General features: G+C 61.9%; 22 protein-coding genes and 1 tRNA gene. 13 read left to right on the plus strand and 10 right to left on the minus strand.

Features of this window, described 5'->3' with window-relative positions; genetic code table 11:
• Positions 1-3 precede the first annotated feature (3 nt).
• On the minus strand, positions 4-1212 hold the full coding sequence (locus ACNAOH_RS13770) for an acetyl-CoA C-acetyltransferase (RefSeq protein WP_443970720.1): 1209 nt from the start codon (positions 1210-1212) through the stop codon (positions 4-6).
• Between ACNAOH_RS13770 and ACNAOH_RS13775 the strand changes: the two genes are divergently transcribed.
• From ACNAOH_RS13775 to ACNAOH_RS13785, 3 genes are all read left to right on the plus strand, one after another.
• Positions 1211-1339: a hypothetical protein gene (locus ACNAOH_RS13775; protein WP_443970721.1), complete on the plus strand. Its 129-nt coding sequence runs from the start codon at positions 1211-1213 to the stop codon at positions 1337-1339. The genes ACNAOH_RS13770 and ACNAOH_RS13775 overlap by 2 nt on opposite strands.
• 226 nt (positions 1340-1565) lie before the next feature.
• Entirely contained in the window at positions 1566-2177 is a 612-nt protein-coding gene (gene folE / locus ACNAOH_RS13780) for a GTP cyclohydrolase I FolE (RefSeq protein ID WP_443972151.1), read from the plus strand.
• 5 nt (positions 2178-2182) lie between these two features.
• Entirely contained in the window at positions 2183-2944 is a 762-nt protein-coding gene (locus ACNAOH_RS13785; protein ID WP_443970722.1) for an SDR family oxidoreductase, read from the plus strand.
• Positions 2945-2964: 20 nt separating this feature from the next.
• Here ACNAOH_RS13785 and ACNAOH_RS13790 read toward each other — a convergent pair whose 3' ends face one another.
• From ACNAOH_RS13790 to rpsF, 5 genes are all read right to left on the minus strand, one after another.
• Entirely contained in the window at positions 2965-3756 is a 792-nt protein-coding gene (locus tag ACNAOH_RS13790; RefSeq protein ID WP_443970723.1) for an NTP transferase domain-containing protein, read from the minus strand.
• Positions 3753-4757 carry a phosphoribosylglycinamide synthetase gene (locus ACNAOH_RS13795; RefSeq protein WP_443970724.1) on the minus strand — a complete coding sequence of 335 codons (1005 nt, stop codon included), beginning with the start codon at positions 4755-4757 and terminating at the stop codon, positions 3753-3755. The genes ACNAOH_RS13790 and ACNAOH_RS13795 overlap by 4 nt, the downstream gene beginning before the upstream one ends.
• A 188-nt stretch (positions 4758-4945) precedes the next feature.
• Complete coding sequence (gene rplI / locus ACNAOH_RS13800; protein WP_443970725.1) at positions 4946-5557, minus strand: 50S ribosomal protein L9; 612 nt, start codon at positions 5555-5557, stop codon at positions 4946-4948.
• A 13-nt stretch (positions 5558-5570) separates the two neighbouring features.
• Positions 5571-5795 carry a 30S ribosomal protein S18 gene (gene rpsR, locus ACNAOH_RS13805; protein ID WP_443970726.1) on the minus strand — a complete coding sequence of 75 codons (225 nt, stop codon included), beginning with the start codon at positions 5793-5795 and terminating at the stop codon, positions 5571-5573.
• Between the two features lie 13 nt (positions 5796-5808).
• On the minus strand, positions 5809-6240 hold the full coding sequence (gene rpsF / locus ACNAOH_RS13810) for a 30S ribosomal protein S6 (protein ID WP_443970727.1): 432 nt from the start codon (positions 6238-6240) through the stop codon (positions 5809-5811).
• Between the two features lie 267 nt (positions 6241-6507).
• Here rpsF and fabD point away from each other — a divergent pair, with 267 nt between their 5' ends.
• From fabD to ACNAOH_RS13845, 7 genes are all read left to right on the plus strand, one after another.
• The gene (gene fabD / locus ACNAOH_RS13815) at positions 6508-7443 is read left to right on the plus strand and encodes an ACP S-malonyltransferase (RefSeq protein ID WP_443970728.1); all 936 of its coding nucleotides are present in this window, start codon (positions 6508-6510) and stop codon (positions 7441-7443) included.
• Between the two features lie 20 nt (positions 7444-7463).
• Entirely contained in the window at positions 7464-8204 is a 741-nt protein-coding gene (gene fabG, locus ACNAOH_RS13820) for a 3-oxoacyl-[acyl-carrier-protein] reductase (RefSeq protein WP_443970729.1), read from the plus strand.
• Between the two features lie 94 nt (positions 8205-8298).
• On the plus strand, positions 8299-8532 hold the full coding sequence (locus tag ACNAOH_RS13825; protein ID WP_443970730.1) for an acyl carrier protein: 234 nt from the start codon (positions 8299-8301) through the stop codon (positions 8530-8532).
• A gap of 123 nt (positions 8533-8655) precedes the next feature.
• Complete coding sequence (fabF, locus tag ACNAOH_RS13830; RefSeq protein ID WP_443970731.1) at positions 8656-9915, plus strand: beta-ketoacyl-ACP synthase II; 1260 nt, start codon at positions 8656-8658, stop codon at positions 9913-9915.
• A 7-nt stretch (positions 9916-9922) separates the two neighbouring features.
• Positions 9923-10897 (plus strand): endolytic transglycosylase MltG, encoded by a 975-nt coding sequence (gene mltG / locus ACNAOH_RS13835; RefSeq protein ID WP_443970732.1) that lies wholly within the window; start codon positions 9923-9925, stop codon positions 10895-10897.
• Positions 10898-11102: 205 nt separating this feature from the next.
• Positions 11103-11657, plus strand: a complete 555-nt coding sequence (locus ACNAOH_RS13840) for a peroxiredoxin (RefSeq protein WP_443970733.1) — start codon at positions 11103-11105, stop codon at positions 11655-11657.
• 2 nt (positions 11658-11659) lie between these two features.
• Complete coding sequence (locus ACNAOH_RS13845) at positions 11660-12172, plus strand: 2'-5' RNA ligase family protein (protein WP_443970734.1); 513 nt, start codon at positions 11660-11662, stop codon at positions 12170-12172.
• A 40-nt stretch (positions 12173-12212) separates the two neighbouring features.
• Here ACNAOH_RS13845 and ACNAOH_RS13850 read toward each other — a convergent pair.
• The 3 genes from ACNAOH_RS13850 to ACNAOH_RS13860 form a co-directional block, all read right to left on the minus strand.
• A tRNA-Met gene (locus tag ACNAOH_RS13850) sits at positions 12213-12289 on the minus strand.
• 110 nt (positions 12290-12399) lie between these two features.
• On the minus strand, positions 12400-13647 hold the full coding sequence (locus ACNAOH_RS13855) for an NAD(P)/FAD-dependent oxidoreductase (RefSeq protein ID WP_443970735.1): 1248 nt from the start codon (positions 13645-13647) through the stop codon (positions 12400-12402).
• Between the two features lie 25 nt (positions 13648-13672).
• The gene (locus ACNAOH_RS13860) at positions 13673-14785 is read right to left on the minus strand and encodes an S-(hydroxymethyl)glutathione dehydrogenase/class III alcohol dehydrogenase (protein ID WP_443970736.1); all 1113 of its coding nucleotides are present in this window, start codon (positions 14783-14785) and stop codon (positions 13673-13675) included.
• Positions 14786-15047: 262 nt separating this feature from the next.
• Here ACNAOH_RS13860 and ACNAOH_RS13865 point away from each other — a divergent pair, with 262 nt between their 5' ends.
• From ACNAOH_RS13865 to ACNAOH_RS13875, 3 genes are all read left to right on the plus strand, one after another.
• Positions 15048-18215 (plus strand): TonB-dependent receptor, encoded by a 3168-nt coding sequence (locus ACNAOH_RS13865; protein WP_443970737.1) that lies wholly within the window; start codon positions 15048-15050, stop codon positions 18213-18215.
• Between the two features lie 51 nt (positions 18216-18266).
• A complete protein-coding gene (locus ACNAOH_RS13870) occupies positions 18267-19421 on the plus strand; it encodes an aldose epimerase family protein (protein ID WP_443970738.1) in 1155 nt (384 codons plus the stop codon).
• Positions 19422-19505: 84 nt separating this feature from the next.
• The gene (locus tag ACNAOH_RS13875; protein WP_443970739.1) at positions 19506-20525 is read left to right on the plus strand and encodes an SMP-30/gluconolactonase/LRE family protein; all 1020 of its coding nucleotides are present in this window, start codon (positions 19506-19508) and stop codon (positions 20523-20525) included.
• Here the strand turns inward: ACNAOH_RS13875 and ACNAOH_RS13880 are convergent.
• Entirely contained in the window at positions 20516-21421 is a 906-nt protein-coding gene (locus tag ACNAOH_RS13880; RefSeq protein ID WP_443970740.1) for a YihY/virulence factor BrkB family protein, read from the minus strand. The genes ACNAOH_RS13875 and ACNAOH_RS13880 overlap by 10 nt on opposite strands.
• Between the last annotated feature and the right edge of the window lie 125 nt (positions 21422-21546).

Consider the following 21546-nt stretch of genomic DNA (forward strand, 5'->3'; position numbering starts at 1 on the left):
CCCTCACATCCGCTCGATGATGATGCCGGTGCCCATACCGGCGCCGACGCATAGATTGATGAGGGCAGTGCCCTTTCCGGACCGTTCCAGCTCATCGATTGCGGTGCCCAGCACCATCGCGCCGGTCGCCCCGAGGGGGTGCCCCATGGCAATAGCGCCGCCGTTGACGTTGATCTGGCTGTGGTCGAGATCCATTGCCTGCATGTAGCGCAGCACCACGCTGGCAAAGGCTTCGTTCAGTTCCCACAGATCGATGTCGGCCTTGCTCATTCCGGCCTTTTTGAGCAGCTTTTCAGCGATGCCCTCTGGACCTGTCAGCATGATGAGCGGTTCCGAGCCGATCGACCCCATTGCCCTCATCCGCGCACGCGTCTTCAGCCCATATTTCTCGCCCATGGCCTTGCTGCCGACCAACACGGCAGCGGCGCCGTCGACGATGCCGGAGCTGTTGCCGGCATGGTGGACGTGATTGATCTTCTCAAGCTCCGGGTAGCGCAGCAGCGCGATCGTGTCGAAACCCGGCATTTCCTCGCCGATGCCGACGAAGCTAGGCTTGAGTGCTCCCAGGCTCTGCATCGTGGTGTCCGGGCGCATATGCTCATCATGGTCGAGGACGACTTCGCCGATCACGTCCTTTACCGGCAGGATAGACCGAGCGAAGCGGCCTTCGCTCCAGGCCGTCGCCGCGCGCTTCTGGCTTTCCACGGCATAGGCATCGCAATCATCGCGGCTGATGCCGAACTTGGTGGCGATCACGTCCGCGCCGATGCCCTGCGGCGCGAAATAGGTGGAGAACGCCACAGATGGGTCTGACGCCCAGGCGCCACCATCCGCGCCCATCGGCACCCGGCTCATTGATTCCACGCCGCCGCCGATCACGAAGTCCGCTTCGCCAGTCATCACTTTGGCGATCGCCATGTTGGTGGCTTCAAGGCCCGAGGCGCAAAAGCGGTTGATCTGCACGCCGGCTGTGGTTTCAGCAAAGCCCGCATTGAGCACCGCGAGACGGGCAATGTCGGTGCCTTGTTCGCCGACCGGGGCGACGCAGCCGAGGATCACGTCGTCCACATCCGCCGTGTCGATGGAATTACGGTCCCGAATGGCCTCGAGCGCTTGTGTGGCGAGCTGGATCGGCGTGATTTCGTGGAGTGACCCGTCCGGTTTGCCCCGTCCGCGCGGGGTGCGCACGGCATCATAGATGAAGGCTTCCATGCGTTCGCTCTCCTGCTTCCGGCCCGGCTCGGGCCTTGCTCACTGGCCCGTGGGCCGGTTCCATGCGGTCATTATGGCCTGTGAGATCGGCATGAACAAGGTGTCCGCGATGGCCGCAGCGTCATGAAAGCACGGCAATCCGCGGGAACATGGCTTTACCCTAACGTAAACGGCAGGCGAGGCGCGGGAAATTATTTTCATGCGCTTGTCGGCTGACTCGAGTCCACGGCCTCCCTCGGCAATCAGGCGTTTAGCTCGGTTGATCCCTATGGTATCGCCGCCTATCTCGGATGGCCGTCCAGGCGCCGTTGATGACCATGCCTGACGAGACGGCGCCCAGGGAGATCCACGACATGGCCGATTTCACGGTCGACAGCGAGCATGACCAGAAGACCGGCAAGATCGGCGTTCCGCGCGACGTGGAGGAGGCGATCCGCACGCTCATTCGCTGGTCGGGCGACGATCCGGAGCGCGAGGGGCTAATCGAGACTCCCAAGCGTGTTGCGCGCGCCTGGAAGGAATATTGCGCCGGTTATGCGGACGATCCCGCCTATCATCTCAGCCGAATTTTCCATGAGGTGGGCGGCTATGATGAGATCGTGCTGCTGAAGGACATACCGTTCCAGTCACACTGCGAGCACCATATGGCACCGATCACCGGCAAAGCGCACATTGCCTATCTCCCCGGAGACTATGTCGTTGGCATCTCCAAGCTGGCCCGCGTGCTGGAAGCGTTCGCGCGCCGACTTCAGGTGCAGGAAAGACTGACGGCGGAAGTCGCGGACTGCATCTGGGAAAATCTCCACCCGCTTGGCGTCGCTGTGGTCATAGAGGCGCAGCATGGCTGCATGACCGGACGTGGCGTCCGCACGCATGGCGTCGAGATGAAGACCAGCCGGATGATGGGCGTCTTCAGAGAGGACGACCGGAGCCGCAAGGAAGTCCTTCAATTGATGGGTTATTGACGCGCATGACTGCGGCCCCGCTCGCACTTGTTACCGGGGGGCACCGCCGCCTCGGCGCACGGATCGCCGGGCGCCTGGCCGAGGCGGGTTATGCGCTTGCGATCCACGGCAGTCGCGATGCGGTGCCGGATGCCGAGCTTGCCGATGCATTCGAACGATCGGGCACAGACTGGGCCGGTTTCATTGCCGACTTCACCCGAGACGGCGATGCGGAGGGTTTAATCCCCGCCATTACTGAGCATTTCGGGCGTCCGCCCAATCTGCTGGTCAACAGTGCATCTTTATTCGGTCAGGATCGGCTGGAAACGGTGACGACGGATGATCTGCAGGCGCATTTCGCGGTCAATGCCCGTGCCCCGGTGCTTCTCACCCGTGCATTTGCGGAAGCACCACGGAATAACGAGGATGATCTGGCGATCATCAACATTCTCGATCAGCGCCTTGTTCACCCCCATGCGGACCAGCTTTCTTATACGCTAGCGAAGATGACGCTGGCCGGCTTCACCCGCATTGCCGCGCGCGCGCTTGCGCCACGGATTCGGGTGAACGCGGTAGGGCCAGGGCTCACGCTCGCAACGGGTGACTATGATCCCGAGAAGATCGAGAGGATCGCCAGCGACATGCCGCTTGGCCGACTGCCGACTGCCGACGACGTATCGGACGCCGTGCTCTACCTTGCCGGCGCGCGCGCCGTGACGGGGCAAACCATCGTGGTGGCTGGCGGCGCGCAGATGCGGAGCTTCACTCGGGACTTCATGCACCTATAACCGCCGTGCTGGCCGCTTGCTCAGGCAGCGGCGCGTTGAGGCTCCCCGATCAGCATTTCCGCGATCGCGTGAGTGCGGGCATTGTCCACGTCTATGGCCAGGCGGCCATCCGCCATGATGATCGCTTCGATCGAGACGCCGAAGACTCGTGACAGGCGCCGCATCATGGCCGCGAGCCTCAGCAGACCAAGACGAAACAGCACCAGATTGACGATACCGAACGCCGCGGCGATCCGCGCTGGATGCTTTGCAAATTGGCCGCCGCCGGCAAATGCTCTGGCTCCGGCAAGAGCGTCGGGGCTCCGCAGCCCGTAGAGGTTGCAGTTCGAGAAGGCGCCGTCGGCGAAGCTGTAGAAGCGCTTCTGCCCTTCCGGATGAGCAGCAAGCACCGCTTCGCGAGCAGCAAGCGCCAGTGTTGCATCCGCTTCACTCTCGCTCGACCCTTTCATGAAGTGGCGCAGCGCGTCGGGGGTGAGCAGGGCGCTGTCCGCAGTGGTGATGGTCAGCGGAAAATCCGCGAGCGCCCCGGCGGCAAGAACACTGTCTGCCAGCTTGTGCGCAGCCGGGATGATCTTGACCCGCCCCTGCCGCTCCGCCTGGGCAATGAGGCCAATCTTTCGCAGGCTCTCGCCGTCGTCTGTCGAGATGAAAATCGTCTTGATTTCCCGGACGGCCAGGGCCGCGCGCAGCGGATGGAGGATTAATGCTTCCCCGCCAACAGGCACGAGGCATTTGTGGCCGACGTCATGAGCCTGAGCCAGCGGATCATGAGCGCCTTCGCGACTGGCGGCGAGGAGCAACAGGCTGCTCATGCAGCAAGAACCATCTTGTCCCGGCGGATCACGCCCTGCCGCAACAGAGAATGCGTGAGGATCGTCTCGACGAGCGAAGCATGATCGATCCCCAAAAGCCCGGCCGAGCGGGAGATCGTCTTCTTCGACCAGAGATTGCAGCTGAGATTGACTTCCATGAAGGAGACGCGGCCGCTTGCGGGATCGTAGCGAAATTCGAACCGGCCATAGTCGAACGGCCAGAGCTCGGCGGTGAGCTTGCGCGTCATGTCCGCGACTTCGGCTTCCACTGCGGAATTTTCCAGTGGGATCAGCGGATCCTCGGCGACAGCGACGAGGTTGCGCTTCTCCTCATAGCTGCGCAGGCCATTGGGGTAGATGAGCGGCGGAAGCAGCCAAGGCCCGTCGGCACCGATCACCGGGACGGCGAGGTCCACACTGGGGACCAGCATTTCGACAATCGCGTCATGGCCCTTCTCATGCAGCCAGGCGACCTGCGCCGCCGCTTCCTGCCAATGATCGACGATCTTCACGCCCCAGCTCGCGGAGGAGGCGTTCGGCTTTACGATCAATCGCCCGGTGGCAAAAGCAGGGCGTTCGACTGCCTGACCGACGCGGAACGTGGCCCAATCGCAAGTCTCCACGCCATGCGCTCGCGCCAGATGCTTCATGAGATGCTTGTCGTCGGATAGGCCGCGGATGATCGGCCGCGCGCCCAGATAGGGTTTGCCCATCCGCTCCAACATGAGCGGCGCCATCATCTCGCTATTGAAGAATCCTGCCCGGTTGAGCAGCGGAATGACGAAATTGGCCTTGGTGGCGGACAGATCCTCGAAACTGTTCCCCGCCTCCACACTGAGGCCGATGCCGCGGAGTGTCGTCAGCATCTCGTGATGATAGCAGGCATGGCTGCCGTCCACCGGGTCCAGGCTGCCGCCTGCACGGGCGTGCTTGGCGAGAAACAGCAGCTTAATCCGTGATTTTTCCTCTGCGGACAGGCGCAGGATGCGTGGGTGCGGCATATGGGACTCCATTGCACCCTGCTATGCGGTGTCGGTGACTGGCCCGTGACCCAGGGATGACATGGCGATGACCCATGGGTGACAGCCTGATGACGGGTCATCCTGATCGAGGCAGTGCGGAGATATGAAAAAGGCCGGTCCGTTTCCGGACCAGCCCTTCGTTTGATATGTCCGAACGGGCAGAAGCGTCAGGCTTCTTCGTTCTCGGCGGCCGGAGCGGCATCCGCATTGTCTTCGCCTGCAATCGTGCCGGGCTCAGCGTTGGGATCATAAGCTTCGGTGAAGCCAGCCTCGTCCTTCTCGAACATGGAAGCCATGACGTCCACGCCGTCCTTCTGAAGATCGGCTTCCTCGGGCGAACGAGCGACGTTCACCTTGATGCCCACCGAAACTTCCGGGTGCAGCGAGACCTTGACGTCGAACAGGCCGAGCGTCTTGATCGGGCGTTCCAGCACGACCATCGCCTTGGTGACGGTGTTCACGCCGTCGGCTTCGAGAGCCTCGACGATGTCACGCACCGAAACCGAGCCGTAGAGCTGGCCGGAGTTGGACGACTGGCGAATGAGGACGACCTGCTTGCCTTCGATCGACTTGGCCGATCCTTCCGCGTCCGTGCGGCGCGCGGCGTTGTCGGCTTCGATCTTGGCGCGGTTGGCCTCGAACACCTTCTTGTTGGCGTTGTTGGAGCGCAGTGCCTTCTTGTTGGGCAGCAGGAAGTTACGGGCGTAGCCGTCCTTCACGGTGACAACGTCACCAATCGCACCCAGCTTCTCGATGCGCTCGAGCAGAATGATTTCCATGAGTGAGCGCTCCTTACTTCACGATGTAGGGCAAGAGGCCCAGATGACGGGCGCGCTTGATGGCTTGCCCCAGCTCACGCTGCTTCTTCGCCGAGACGGCGGTGATGCGCGAGGGGACGATCTTGCCACGCTCGGAGACGAAGCCCTGCAGCAGGCGAACGTCTTTATAGTCGATCTTCGGCGCATCCTTGGCGGCGAAGGGGCAGCTCTTGCGGCGGCGGAAAAATGGGCGTGCCATGTCTTATATCTCCTTATTCGCCGTCGAAACCGTCGCGATCGCGACGCGGGCCGTCGCGGCCTTCACGACCGCCTTCGCGATCACCGCGGCCGCCTTCACGGCCACCACGCCGGTCACCACGGTCGCTCTTGCGCATCATGACCGAGGGGCCGGTCTCCAGCTCTTCAACGCGGATCGTCATGTAACGGATCACGTCTTCGTTGATGGCGGTCTGGCGCTCCAGCTCGGCGACGACGCCAGCCGGCGCGTCGATGTTGAGCATCACATAGTGAGCCTTGCGGTTCTTGGCGATCTTGTAGGCGAGGTTGCGGAGGCCCCAGGTCTCGACTTTCGTCACCTTGCCATCCTGGTTCTCAACGATCTTGGTGGCGTTTTCCGCCAGCGCGTCGACCTGTGCCTGGGCAAGGTCCTGACGCGCGAGAAAGACATGCTCATATTGCGGCATGGTTCATGCGTCCTGTATTTGGCCGATTGCTGATGGGCGCCCCATGCGCACCACCCCTCCGGCTGTCGTCCAAGTAAAATCGCGCGGGCAGCCGTGCTGAAACCGTGCGAAGGCGCGGCCTATGGCGGAAAGCAGCGCGAAATGCAAGCGCTGCGCGGTACAGGACCGGCCAGCCTGATGTCAGCCGCCCTCCGTGCCCGCTTGCGCGCCGTCATCGGTCGCTCTAGGGCGCTGGACCTTCCTAGCGCAAGCCGAGAGAGCCCAGTTATGCGTGCATTCATCTTTCCAGGACAAGGCAGTCAGGCAGTCGGCATGGGCGCCGCGCTCGCTGCCGCTTCACCGGCGGCGCGGGAGGTGTTCGACGAAGTCGACGAGGCGCTCGGACAAAATCTCTTCCGGTTGATGACCGAAGGGCCGGAAGCGGATCTGACGCTGACGGAGAATGCCCAGCCTGCGATCATGGCGAATGCGCTCGCCACGCTGCGGGTGCTGGAGCGCGAGGGTAATGTCGTATTGCGTGACAAGGGCCACGCGGTCGCGGGCCACAGCCTGGGCGAATATAGCGCTTTGTGCGCGACTGGCGCGTTCGATCTCACGACGACGGCGCGGCTGCTCAAGACGCGCGGTCAGGCTATGCAGGCTGCCGTCCCCGTGGGGGAGGGGGCAATGGCGGCTCTCCTCGGCGCGGACATAGAAAAGGCGGAAGCGCTTGCCGCCGCAGCGGCGCAAGGCGAGGTTTGTGCCGTCGCCAACGATAATGATCCGTCTCAGGTCGTGATTTCCGGTCACAAGTCGGCGATCGAGCGTGCCATCGAGCAGGTGAAGGATTTCGGCATCAAGCGCGGTGTGCTGCTGCCTGTGTCCGCACCGTTCCATTGCCCACTTATGCAGCCTGCGGCGGACGCAATGGCCGCCGCACTCGCCGAGGTTGCTTCGCCCGGTCCGTTCCTGCCGGTCTATGCCAATGTGACGGCGGCCCAGGTCTCCGACACGGCAACAATCAAGGCCCTGCTGGTTGAGCAGGTGACCGGCCGGGTGCGTTGGCGCGAAAGCATCGCGGCCATGTGGGACGCCGGCTTTACCGAGTTCGTCGAAATGGGAGGCAGGGTGCTTGGCCCGATGGTAAAGCGCATCGCGCCGGACGCTACCGTCTCGAGCATCATCTCGATGGATGACATTGAGGCGCTGGTCGGGCGCATTTGATTTTTTCAGGAGCAAAACGGATGTTCGATCTTACAGGCATGACGGCGCTGGTGACTGGTGCGAGCGGCGGCATCGGATCGGCAGTCGCGCGGGCGCTGGCCGGGCAGGGCGCGAGACTGGCGCTCTCTGGAAGCAATGTGGACAAGCTCGAAGCGTTCGCGGCGGAGCTGGGCGGCGATCATGTCACTGTTCCCTGCGACCTGTCGGATGGCGCTGCGGTGGACGCTCTGGTCCCGCAAGCACTCGAAGCCTTGGGCGGCAAGCTGGATATTCTCGTCAACAATGCCGGTGTCACTCGCGACAACCTGATCCTGCGCATGAAGGATGAGGAGTGGTCCACGGTGCAGCAGGTGAATCTGGAAGCCGCGTTCCGTCTTATCCGTGCTGCGGCCAAGCCTATGATGAAAGCGCGCTTCGGCCGCGTCGTGTCCATCACGAGCGTGGTGGGCGTTACCGGCAACCCGGGTCAGGCCAACTATGCCGCCTCCAAGGCAGGCCTTATCGGCATGAGCAAGAGCCTCGCTCAGGAGCTCGCCAGCCGCGGCATTACGGTCAATTGCGTGGCGCCGGGCTTCATTCGCTCGGCCATGACCGATGCTCTCAACGACGCGCAGAAAAATGCCATATTGGGCAAAATTCCAGCCGGAGCACTGGGTGAGGGGGCTGACATCGGTGCGGCAGTTGCTTATCTTGCAAGCCGCGAGGCCGGATATATGACCGGGCAGACCTTGCACGTAAACGGGGGCATGGCGATGATCTGAAGGCCGTCTGGCCACTGCTTCCCTCTTGCCAAGGGCCTCGCTGAGGCTCTAGGGCGAGCGACAAGACATTTAGATTGAAAGCAAAGGATCACTCATGAGCGAGACTGCGGATCGCGTTAAGAAAATCGTCGTCGAGCATCTTGGCGTCGAAGCCGAGAAGGTTACCGAAGACGCTAGCTTCATCGACGATCTCGGCGCGGACAGCCTCGACATCGTTGAACTGGTGATGGCTTTCGAAGAAGAATTCGGCGTCGAGATCCCTGACGATGCGGCCGAGAAGATCGCGACGGTCAAGGATGCGATCGACTATATCGAGGCCAAGCAGTAATCCGGACCGGTCCGGCCGCTTGCGGCCGCGCGGTAAGGTGAGGAACAAACGGCTCTCCGCGCGCGGACTTTTTGAGAAAAAGGTCCGGCACAGGAGGGCCGTTTTGCGTTTATGGAGAGTGACATGCGTCGTGTCGTCATAACCGGTCTTGGTATGGTCTCGCCGCTCGGCGCGGATGTCGAGACGAGCTGGGCGAACATCATTGCGAGTAAATCTGGTGCGGGAACCATCACGCGGTTCGATGCCACCGATTTCCAGAGCAACTATGCCTGCGAGGTTAAACCGGCGACGCATGAATATGGCTTCGATGCGAGCAAGCGCGTCGATCACAAGATTCAGCGTCAGGTCGATCCGTTCATCGTCTATGGTATCGATGCTGCCGGTCAGGCCCTGGAGGATGCCGGCCTCACCGATATGCCTGAGGCAGAGCGCTATCGCGCCGGCTGCTCGATCGGCTCGGGTATTGGTGGCCTTCCGGGTATCGAGAGCGAATCGCTGGTGTTGGCGGAGAAGGGGCCGAGGCGTGTCAGCCCACACTTCGTCCATGGTCGCCTCATCAATCTGATTTCGGGTCAGGTCAGCATCAAATATGGCCTGATGGGTCCTAACCACGCTGTGGTTACCGCGTGTTCGACCGGCGCACATTCCATTGGCGACGCCGCGCGCATGATCGCGATGGACGATGCGGACGTGATGCTTGCGGGCGGCGCAGAAAGCACGATTTGTCCGATCGGCATTGCCGGCTTCGGTCAGGCGCGGGCGCTTTCCACGGGTTTCCGCGGCGAGCCATGGCGTGCAAGTCGCCCGTGGGACAAGGACCGCGACGGTTTCGTCATGGGCGAGGGCGCCGGTGTTGTCGTGCTCGAAGAATATGAGCGGGCGAAGGCACGGGGCGCGAAGATCTATGCCGAAGTGGTCGGTTATGGCCTGTCTGGCGACGCCTATCACGTCACTGCGCCGCACCCCGAAGGCTCGGGCGCATTCCGCTCCATGGAAATGGCAGTGCGGAAATCCGGTCTCGCGCTGGAAGACATCGACTATATCAACGCCCACGGAACCTCGACGCCGCTGGGTGACGAGCTGGAGCTCGGCGCGGTGCGTCGTCTGTTCGGCTCGGCGATCGACGGCGTCAGCATGTCATCGACCAAGTCGGCGATCGGGCATCTGCTTGGCGGCGCAGGCGCGGTTGAGTCGATCTTCTGCATATTGGCGCTGCGGGACCAGATCGCGCCGCCCACGCTCAATCTCGACAATCCCAGCGAGAATTGCGCGGGCATCGATCTCGTTCCCCATAAGGCGAAGGAACGGAAAATCCGAGCTGTGCTCAATAACAGCTTCGGATTTGGCGGAACGAACGCGTCGCTGGTCATGAAGGCGGTCTGACACTCTCATGCGCCGGGTCGGATGCCTCGTCCTGCTTGTGGCTCTGGCGACCCTGGCGCTCATCAGTGTCGATTTCCTGCATGGCTGGACGGCGCAGGGGCCTCTTGAGCGACCGGCAACCATCGTGGTGGCTGAGGGATCGACGCTGCGCGGAACGGCGCGTCAGCTGGAGAAATTGGGCGCGATCCGTTCGGACGGCTCCTTCCTCCGGCGGGCGCGGGTTCTCGGCAGCGATGCACCCATTAAGGCCGGCGAATATGTGCTGCCGGAAGGGGTCAGCAATCGGGATATTCTCGCGCTCCTGCAGAGCGGGAAGACCGTCAATCACCTCGTCACTATTCCTGAAGGCATGCCGTCCATTCTCGTGCATGAGCGACTGATGGCGAATAAGGAGCTGACTGGTACCGTCCCCGTGCCGGCGGAGGGCTCCGTCCTGCCGGACAGCTATGCTTACAAGAAGGGCGAGACCCGGGCCGCCGTTTTGGCGCGGATGCAGAAGGCCATGAGCGGCTATCTCGCGCAGGCGTGGGCAAAGCGCGGCAAGGACATCGTCGTGAAGACGCCCGAACAGGCGATCACATTGGCCAGCATCGTCGAGAAGGAAACCGCAATCGCGGCTGAGCGGCCGATCGTCGCGGGCGTCTACCAGAACCGGTTACGCACCGGCATGATGCTTCAGGCGGATCCGACGATCATCTATCCGATCACTAAGGGCAAACCGCTTGGTCGGCGCATCAGGCGATCCGAAATCACGGCGGTGAATGACTATAACACCTATGCGATGACCGGTTTGCCCAAGGGACCGATCGCAAATCCGGGCCGCACGTCCATCGACGCCGTGCTTAATCCCGCGGCGACCAAGGCGCTCTATTTCGTTGCCGATGGCAAGGGCGGGCATATTTTTGCGAACACGCTCGAAGAGCATAATCGCAATGTGCGGGACTGGTTCAAGATCCGCAGAGCGCGTGGCGAGATCGAATAGATCTTAGCCTAGCAGCCCTTCGCGGCCTGCTGATGCTCGAACCAGATTTCAAAAAGCGCCACCGCGACGATGAACAGGGGAAAAAGCGCAGTGGTCCAACCCCTCTACGGATGGCGGATGACACCTATCATGTGCAATTCGCTTCCGGAGCTCCCGGTGCCGATGCTAGGGAAGCGCAAATTCGCACGACGCAAGGAGCAATAGAATGATCGGGCAGCAGGTTCCGGATATTTGCCTCAAGACGCGCGTGCGCGATGAGACTGTTGGCGGCTCCAATCCGTTCCGCTGGCAGGATGTTCAGACGGGCGAGCTTTTCGCCAAGGGGCGGCATGTCGTCTTTTCGCTGCCCGGTGCGTTCACGCCGACCTGCTCGAACAGTCAGTTGCCCGGCTACGAGGCGCTGCACGGTGCCTTTCTCGCCGCTGGCGTGGAAGATATCTCCTGCATTTCCGTCAATGATGCCTTCGTCATGTACCAGTGGGGCAAGACGCAGGGCGTGAAGAACGTGAAGCTGCTGCCGGATGGGTCGGGCAATTTCACCCGCCGGATGGGCATGTTGATCAACAAGGATCATCTGGGTTTCGGCTTTCGTAGCTGGCGTTACGCCATGGTGATCGACGATGGCGTGATTTCGCAGATGTTCGTGGAGCCGGGCTGCAATGACTGCGGCACGGACGAAGATCCTTATGGCGCCACCGCGCCTGAGCCCGTTCTGGAATGGGTGCAGGCGCATCCTGCGAGGGCCAGGGCCAACGCCTGAACATGGCGGCAGCCGACGGTCCGATCATCGTCACGGCGACGATGACTCCGGCAGACTTCGCCTGGGCGGATGACTTGAGACGGCGCTGGTTCCCGCCCGAGCGCAATCGGGTGTCTGCGCATATCACCTTGTTTCACCACTTGCCTCCCTCTGGCGAACGGGAGCTCAGGGCGCTGCTTGCTGATCTGACGCAATCAAAGCCCCCGGCCGCTCGGATCGACCGACTGCTCAATCTGGGCGGTGGTGTCGCCTTCCATGTCGATAGTCCCAATCTGCTGGCGATCCGGGCGGAAATCGCGGAACGATTCCACGGCCTGCTGACTCCTCAGGATGCGGGGAACACGCGTCTGCACATTACGGTGCAGAACAAGGTGTCGGCCCAGACAGCGCGAGAAACGGCCGCCACGCTGGCAGCCGATTTCCAGCCTCGTTCTCTCGGTATTTCAGGCCTTGCTTGCTGGCACTATGAGGGCGAGCCGTGGGCACCGATCGCCGAGTATAAGTTTCGCGGGTAACCGAGCGACCTTCAGGCCAACAGGAAATCATCTGGGAAAGTGGTAGCGGAGGAGGGACTTGAACCCCCGACACGCGGATTATGATTCCGCTGCTCTAACCAGCTGAGCTACTCCGCCCCATGGCGCCCGGTCGGTTGCTCCGGGCAGGGCCGGCGCCGTCATGCGGGCCGGAGCGGGCGCTATACGCAGCCCGCCTCAGCCGGTCAATGGCTCAAAAAGGCGTCTGTTCAACTCACCGTTTCTACCGCCGCGTCCTTCAGCGGCACGCCGGGATCTGCGATCCTTTCGGCATCCATAAGCGTCCCGGCTTCAATGAGTTTGCGCGCCTGCACATAGTCCTTCATCGCGTTGACGCAGTCGATGGATATGATGCGGCCTTCCCGCAGATAGACCACGGAAAAGCTGCGCGTTGCAGGATCGCCGCGTTGCACATGCCTGTCATGGCCCAGATTCAGGCCCGCGGATTGCAGCTTGAGGTCGTACTGGTTGGACCAGAACCACGGAATCGCATGATAGGCCGTGGGGTTGCCGCAAATGTCCGCAGCCGCCGTGGCGGCCATGTCATGCGCATTTTGCACGCTCTCCAGCCGGATGGCCGCGCCGCCCGCGAAGCTGTTGGCATGGGCCGCACAGTCGCCGATTGCGTACACATCTGGCAGGGACGTGCGGCAGTATATGTCCACGTCCACGCCGTTCCCGCCCTGCGCACCCGCCGCGAGCAGGGGCGCAACTGCCGGAACAATGCCGATCCCTGCGATGACCATGTCGGCCGGCAAAACCTCCCCATTGTGGAGGCGCACGCCGGTCGTGCGCGTGCCATTGCCTGTGATGCAGTCGACCGCTTGGCCGGTCAGTATCGTAACGCCTTTGGCGCGGTGCTCCGCTTCGTAGAATGCCGAAAGCTCCGGCCCGGCAACCCGTGCCAGGACCCGGTCCTGCGCCTCGACGAGCGTGACAGTGCAGCCCAGTTTGGTCAGCACGGCCGCCGCTTCCAGCCCGATATAGCCGCCGCCGATTACGACAACCTGCCGCGCGCCGCCATCCAGCTCTGCCATCACCCGGTCGGCATCCGCCTTGTCGCGGACATAGTGAATGCCCGCGAGATCAGCGCCGGAGCAGGTCATCCGGCGGGGATCGCCGCCCGCCGCCCAGATAAGTTTTCCGTAGGAGAGGGACTGACCGTCGTCGAGATCGATACGGTGAGCGTCTGCATCGACAGCGGTCGCGACACTGCCCGTTCGGAAAGTGATGTTGCGTTCCTGCCAGAACGCCGCCGGGCGAATCAGAATGCGCTTGAACGGCTTGTCCCGCGCCAGATATTCCTTTGAGAGCGGCGGCCGCTCATAGGGCAGGGTCGCTTCCCGCCCGACGACCATGATCGAGCCAGTGAAGCCCCGCTGCCGCAGTGCGATCGCCGCCTGCGCTCCGCCATGGCCGGAGCCGACAATGATCACATCTGCGTGTTCAGTGGCCATTTCTCTCGTTCCCCGGTTCAGTTCGTCAATAGACCACAACAGAGCGGATGCTCTCGCCGGCGTGCATGAGGTCGAAGCCCTTGTTGATCTCTTCGAGGGTAAGGACATGGGTAATCATCGGGTCGATCTCGATCTTGCCGTTCATGTACCAGTCGACGATCTTGGGCACATCGGTGCGGCCTTTGGCCCCGCCGAACGCGGTGCCACGCCAGTTGCGGCCAGTGACAAGCTGGAAGGGCCGCGTGCTGATCTCCTTGCCCGCCTCGGCTACGCCTATGATGATGCTGGTGCCCCAGCCGCGGTGGCACGCCTCGAGCGCGGTGCGCATCACTTCGGTGTTCCCCGTCGCGTCGAAGCTGTAGTCGGCACCGCCGTCAGTCAGTTCCAGCACTTTCGCGATGGTCTCCTCGCGCGACAGACCTTTGCTGTTGAGGAAGTGCGTCATGCCGAAGCGACGCCCCCATTCCTCACGGTCGGGGTTGATGTCGACACCGATGATGCGGTCCGCGCCGACAAGTTTCGCGCCTTGAATGACGTTGAGGCCGATCCCGCCGAGGCCGAACACGACAACATTCTCGCCGGCTTGCACCTTGGCCGTGTTCACGACCGCACCCACGCCCGTGGTGACGCCGCAACCGATGTAGCAGCTTGTCTTGAAGGGGGCGTCCTCGCGGATCTTCGCCACTGCGATCTCGGGCAGCACAGTGAAGTTCGAAAAGGTCGAGCAGCCCATATAGTGGAAGATTGGCTGCCCCTTGTAGCTGAAGCGCGTGGTGCCGTCCGGCATCAGGCCCTTGCCCTGCGTCGTGCGGATCGCGGTGCAGAGGTTTGTCTTGCCGCTGAGGCACGACTTACACTGGCGGCATTCCGGCGTGTAAAGGGGGATGACGTGATCGCCCGGCTTCACACTGGTGACGCCTACGCCGACTTCGCGCACGATACCCGCGCCTTCATGGCCCAGCACGCTTGGGAAGATGCCTTCGCTATCCAGTCCGTCGAGCGTGTAGGCGTCCGTGTGGCAGATGCCCGTCGCCATGATCTCGACAAGGACTTCGCCGGCTTTCGGGCCTTCAAGGTCCAGCTCGACGATTTCCAGCGGCTTCCTGGCTTCGAATGCCACTGCGGCACGGGTCTTCATTGGTCATCTCCATCTCGTTCGGAGCGAAATCAATCAGCTACCGACAGCGTTTGGCTAAAGCGAGATCGGCGGCGCAACACAACAGGCAAATCACTTAGGCCATCCGTGCATTCGCCCGCCACCCGCACCTGGGACTGTGGCCGCGTTGCAACAGATCGTTCCGGCTAGGAATTATTTCTGTTTCCTCAACGGAAAGGCGCGGGCCGCCCATCTTGCCGGATGAGAACCATGGAAAATGGCTCATTTTGAAGAGGGGAATCTGATGGCGATCAATCTAGTTATTGCGGGCCTTTATGCGTCTGCGGCCTCGCTGGCCGTGACTGCGGCGCCCGCCCCAGGCCAGGTCAGGACATTCGACATTTCCAGCCAGGCGGCGTCGAGCGGCGTGCCTGAGCTTGCGCGTCAGGCCGACGTTCAGATCATTGCCAGCGAGCGTATGATCCGTGGACTGCGCACCGCAGCCGTTCGGGGCAACATGCCGGTGAACGAGGCTCTGGATCGCCTGCTGAGCGACACGGGTCTCCGCGCGACCTCCACTGACGGGCGGACGTTCGTTCTCGCGCAGAACATGGCGGCTCCGGCCCATTCCGGCAACGCAGCCGTTGCCGTGACGGCCGGCGCTCTCCAGTCCGCAGGCGCCGCGGCAGGGGCTGCCAGCCTCCCGCAATCGAATGCAACTGATGACTCCAATCAGCAGATCGTGGTCACCGGTTCGCGCGTCATCACCAACGGCAATAACTCGCCTTCGCCCGTGACGGTCGTTTCCACCGAGCAGCTACAGAATGTCGCCCCTTCCAACATTCCGGACGGCCTCAACAAGCTGCCGGTGTTCTCTGGCTCTAACAACCAATCCAGCTTCGGCGCTGCAGAGCGCAACTTCTCCGGTAACTATCTGAACCTGCGTAACGTGGGCGCTGGTCGTTCGCTCATCCTGTTCGACGGAAAGCGCTTCCCGCCGACGACGACCGACAACCTGATCGACATCAACACCATTCCGCAGCTGCTCATCCAGCGCGTGGACGTGGTGACCGGCGGCGCTTCCGCGGTTTACGGCTCGGACGCGATCACCGGCGTCGTTAACTTCGTCATCGATCGCAAGTTCAACGGCTTCAAGGTCAATGTCCAGGGCGGTCTTTCCGGGCGAAATGACAACGCCTCCTACCGCATTGGCGGGGCATGGGGCACAGATCTGTTCGATGGCCGCGGTCACTTCGAGGCCAGCCTCGAGCATTATGATTCCGAAGGCATCGATAGCAAGCTGAGCCGCGAATATGGCCGCAGGGTCTACTCCACTCAGGGCGCCGGCACCGCCGCCAATCCCTACCGCGTCGTCACCGACACGCGCCTCACCAACTTCAGCCGCTTCGGTATCATCAAAAATATGCCGAACACGGTCGTGGGCGGCAGCGGCCCCTACAATGATTTCGTTTTCGGCGGCCCGAACAACACGCTGCGTCGCTTTGCTCACGGCACGCCCACCGGTTCGTCTGGCGTCGAGAGCGGCGGCGACGGCACGTTCTACGATTCCACCTTGCAGGCATCGCTGCGGTCGAGCCAGGCTTATGCCCGCTTTGACTTCGATGTGAGCGATAGCGTCCACTTCTATGCGCATGCGAGCGGCACCAAGTCGTTCAACCAGTTCTCTAAGGAAGAGAACGTCATCAACAACCTGGCGATGTCGGCCAGCAACCCGTTCCTGCCCCAGGAATATCGCGATGCGATGGCGGCGGCAGGTCAAACGACGTTCCGCTATGCCAAGCAGATGACGGAGGTGCCGCGTCTCACGCCGACCGCCTGGATCAAGAGCTACTTCACTCAGGCCGGGCTAGAAGGGCGGCTCGGCACATTCAACTGGGATATTGCCTATTCGCATAGCCAGTCCAGGCAGCGCGTGGCGACGGTTGCCAATATGAGCTTGGGTCGGCTCTATGCCGCGCTGGATGCGGTACGGGCGCCGAACGGACAGATCGTCTGTAATGTCACGCTGACCAATCCGGGCCTCTACCCCGGATGCGTCCCTATGAACCCGTTCGGCGAGAAGACCATCACCAAGGAAATGCAGGATTATGTTCTGCAGGATACCTATTTCCGCCTGAAGAACACGATGGATGATCTCGCCGGCAGCATCTCGGGCGACGTCTTCAATACCTGGGCCGGCCCCGTCCGTATGGCGCTGAGCGGCGAATATCGCGTCCTCAAGATGGATCTCGTCAGCGATGCGCAGCCGACCGAGCGCCTGAACTGCACGGGTCTTCGTTTCGGAAACTGCACTGCTAACACCCAGCTTTACGCGTCGAACGTGGTGGGCGACCAGCGCAATCGGCAGCAGAAGATTTCCGAAGGCGCAGTCGAGGTCGATATTCCGCTGCTGTCCGACTTCGTGATCGCCAAGTCGCTGAATCTCAACGCTGCCGGCCGTTACACGCACTACAACACCAGCGGCAGCGTGAAGACGTGGAAGGTCGGTCTCGACTGGCACCTGAATGACGAACTGCGCTTCCGCGCTACGCGTTCGCGTGACATTCGCGCACCTAACCTGAACGATCTCTACGCACCGGTGAACGTCAATCCGTCGGGCTTCAACGATCTGCACACGGGTGGCATCACCGCTACGGTGCCGGTTGAAAGCGCTGGCAACCCCAATCTGGTGCCAGAAGTCGCGCAGACCTTTACGGTCGGCGGCGTCTATCGCCCGGCTTGGCTGCCCGGCTTCAGCCTCGCGGTCGATTACTACCAGATCAGAATGAAGAACGCGATTGGCGGCGTGTCGGGCAGCAACGCATCGGTGCAGCGCGAGTGCGAAACCAGCAACGGCACCTCGGTGCTGTGCGACCTGATTTCTCGTCCGCTGCCGTTTGCTGATCGCAGCCCCGCCAACTTCCCGACCCGCGCCTTCTCGCGCTCGTTGAATCTGGCGACGCTGTACACGCGCGGCATCGACGCGGAAGCGAACTACAACACGACGTTGGGCGCAGGTAACCTCAACCTGCGGGGTCTCCTTGCCTGGCAGCCCAAGCTGGAGCAATCCAACTTCCCGGGTTCGCCGACGCTTAACCGCGCGGGCGCAGCGGGCCTGCCATCGGTTCGCATTACCGGCTTCATCAATTATGATATCAACAACTTCTCGATCAATCTGCAGGAGCGGTGGCATAACTCAACGCGCCGGAGCAGCGATCCGACGCTGGTTTTCGATGCGCCTCGCGTTGCCGCCCGTGCCTATACGGACATGACCTTGTCCTACCGTTTGAAAGCGGCCAACGACATGTCGGCACAACTTTTCGTGACAGTGCAGAACCTGTTCGATCAGGATCCTTATCCGGTCGTGGGTGTCGGTGCCCCCAGCACGGTGCCGGGCTTCTTCGTGCCGGTTACCAATGGTGACGATCCGATCGGCCGCTACTTCACGGCCGGCGTTCGCTTCCGCTTCTGATACCCAACCTGGGGGAGGCACTGCCTCCCCCTTTTCATTGATGGATCGTTCATGACGCCGACCCGCTTCGCTTCGCTTTTCATCGCGCTCGCCTGTTCTTCGATGGTCCTGACCGGCGAGGCGGCAGCCGCCATCAAGGACGAGGTTTGGGGCACCATGCAGGATGGCAAGCCGGTCCACCGCTTCACCTTGACCAATGCTTCAGGCGCCCATGTTTCCGTGATGGAGCTGGGCGCGGCGGTGACGGAAATTTGGGTGCCGGATCGCGCGGGCAAGCTGGCGGATGTTGTGCTCGGGTTCGACAAGCCGACCGACTATAACACCAATAACTCGCCGCAGTTCGGTCTCGTTATCGGCCGCTATGCCAACCGTATCGTCGGCGGCACGATCAAGCTCGGCGGCAAGGAATACAAGCTTACAACGGCCGGTCGCGGAAACTCCAGCATGCATGGCGGACCGGAAGGCTTCGGCACGCGGCTGTGGAAAGGCGCGAAGGTTCGCACCAGCGAAGGCGAAGGCGTGCGCTTCTCGCTGCTCAGCCCCGATGGCGATCAGGGTTTTCCAGGCGAGATGCGCGCCAGCGTCACTTACGTCTGGACCAACGACAATCGTCTGTTGATCGACTATTCGGCGACCACGACCAAGCCGACCGTCGTAAACCTCACCAACCACAGCTACTTCAATCTGAAGGGCGCAGGGAATGGCAACATTCTCGACCAGCGTTTAAAACTCGGCGCCGATTTCTATATGGATGCGGAGCCGGACAACACGCCTACCGGTGAGATCCGCAAGGTCGCCGGGACACCGTTCGATTTTTCTGCCGGCAAACTCATCGGGCGGGATATCGACGCCAAGGACCCGCAGATGGTCCAGAACCGCGGCTACAACGTCCACTATATCCTGCGTAATTCCACAATTCCTGGCACGGTGGCGGAAGCGGCGGAACTCAGCGATCCCGCATCTGGCCGGACGCTGCATATGTACACCACCGAACCGGGTGTGATGCTCTACACGGCCAATTTCATCAGCACGGATCGTCTGATGAAAGGCGGCGTAAAATATCCGCTGCGGGCCGGTGTCGCGCTTGAAACCCAGCACGCTCCTGACTCGCCGAACCGGCCGCATTTCCCTAGCACCACGCTGCTCCCCGGCCAGACCTTCAAGAGCCGCACCATCTTCGCGTTCAGCGCCTCGCCTGCTCAATAAGTTACCGATCCGCCCCGCTTGCCGCGTGCGCCGGCCGCGGGCATATCTTCCGGAAACGGCATCTAGTGAACCGGAGGAGAGGGTATGCACGCGTCGAGACGGGATCTCTTGAAAGGCAGTCTGGCGCTGGGGGCAACCGCGCTTGCTGCTCCCGGCTTCGCTCAGGACTGGGCGCCGTCCCTTCGATATCCCGATCCTTCCGTCCACAGTATCGACAAGCGCTTCGACCGGTATCGCATCACGGTGAATGCCAATGTCGAGAGGCTCTATACCGGGTGCCGCTGGGCGGAAGGGCCGGTGTGGATCGGCGATCAGCGCCTGCTGATCTGGTCGGACATTCCCAATAACCGGATGCTCAAATATGACGAGGTGACCGATCAGGTCAGCATCTTCCGGTCCCCCTCGAATAACTCGAACGGGCTGACGCGCGACAGGGAAGGGCGTCTTATTGCCTGTGAGCATCTCACGCGCCGCGTCACGCGCACTGAGCATGACGGCTCGATAACCGTCCTGTGCGATCGCTATCAGGGCAAGCGGCTGAACTCGCCAAATGACGCAGTGGTCAAATCGGATGGCTCGATCTGGTTCACTGATCCCGCCTTCGGCATCATGGGCTGGTACGAGGGTGACAAGGCCCCGCAGGAACTGCCGACCAACGTTTATCGCATCGACGGTAAAACAGGCGCGGTCACGCTCGTCGCAGAAGGGATCGAAGGACCGAACGGCCTCTGCTTCTCACCCGACGAGAGCAAACTCTATATCGCTGCTACGGTCAGCACGCCTAATCAGATCCTCGTCTACGATGTCGTGGGCGAGCGGCTCGCCCGCCGGCGCGTCTTCGTGGACGCCGGGAAAGACGGGACGCCGGACGGCGTGCGCTGCGATACCGACGGCAATCTCTGGTGCGGCTGGGGCATGGGCAGCGATGATCTCGATGGGGTGCGGGTGTTCGCGCCTGACGGCGATCTTATCGGACGCATTTCCCTGCCGGAGAGATGCGCGAACCTCGCTTTCGGCGGTGTGAAGCGGAACAGACTCTACATGGTCGCGAGCCACTCGCTCTACGCGCTCTACGTCAATACGCAGGGCGCAGGCTACGGCTGAGGGGAGGTAGCCCTCGCCGGAGACAGATCGGTCTGCCGCTCGATCTCACGGTTGACCTCCGCGCCGATCAGTACGGCATAAGCCGAGAGAAACAGCCACATCAGGAAGATGACTACTGCGGCGAGGGAGCCGTAAGTGGCGTTATAGTCGCTGATATTGGCGACATAGAATCCAAACCCGAGTGTGATCGCCAGCCATAGCAGGGTGGAGAGCACTGAGCCGACCGAGAGCCAGCGCCACCTCGCTGCCGTATGATCGGGCGCGAAGCGGAAGAATACCGCAAATGTGCCGCTGATAAGCAGACCCGCCAGCAACCATGTCGCGATCTGGATGAAAATCGCAGTGACCGGCCCGAGCAGGGGCGCCAGAAAGATGCGGACATAGGCAAAGAGGGAAATGGCGCTGGTGCCGACGAGCGCCACGACGACCATGCCGATCGTGATCGAAGCAGCCACAGCAGTGGAGCGGATGAAGCTCCTCGTCTCATGCTCTTCGTAGATGATGTTGAGGGCTGCCATCATGGCCGTCGCCGCGCGCATCGCGCCATAGATGGAGACCAGGAATGCGAGGATCAGGCCAATGCCGGTGGCCGCCTTGCTGCCGGTGACGACGGTGAGCAATTGGTCCTGCAGGATCGTCAGCACCTCCGGCGGCGCGATACCACGCAGGAGGTTTATACTGCCCGCCACGGTCTGCGGATCTCCCACTAGTCCGTAGATCAGTACGGTGGATGCAATGAGGGGCACGAAGGCCAGAAAGCCGTAGAAGGCGACGCCGGCCGCGAGGAGGCTGAGATTATGATAGCCCATCATGCGATAGACTTGCTTCCCGATAGACCACCAAGCTTTCGGCGGGAGCCTCGACTGCGAGCGGGCGGACGTTCCCATCTTGGTCATCGTGACGTCATCATATTGGCAGGCTGAGCTTCGTTGCGTCCTGCGCCCTGTGCGGCTTCCGCCGCCGAGAGGCGGGAGGAGAGCTCGTTTTGCATGCTGTTTGCCGCGGAGCGAAGTTTCGCATC

This window comes from Sphingobium sp. CR28 (genome assembly GCF_052327305.1).
Lineage (GTDB): Bacteria > Pseudomonadota > Alphaproteobacteria > Sphingomonadales > Sphingomonadaceae > Sphingobium.